General features: G+C 61.0%; 1 pseudogene. It reads right to left on the reverse strand.

What is annotated here, in order from left to right:
- Positions 1-26 precede the first annotated feature (26 nt).
- A pseudogene (locus E5W87_RS36210) lies at positions 27-213 on the reverse strand (glutamate dehydrogenase); the annotation flags it as partial.

The raw sequence follows: 213 nt of genomic DNA on the forward strand, positions 1-213 counted from the left end.
CCTTCACAGCGTTCCGGGATTGGGGCTCATATCCCTATGGCCTCATATGCGCCGGCAATCTGCCGAATGGACGCGACATGGGCGGCCGTTCCGGCTGCTCTTCAAGGAGGTCAGCGATACGTGCCCAGGTGCTGCGCATAACGTCCTCGAGGCCGGACCGGACCAGATCTATCTCTGACCCCCCTTTAAGAAACTCGTCGCGCATATCGGCGG

The sequence above is a fragment of the Mesorhizobium sp. genome (genome assembly GCF_004962925.1).
Lineage (GTDB): Bacteria > Pseudomonadota > Alphaproteobacteria > Rhizobiales > Rhizobiaceae > Mesorhizobium.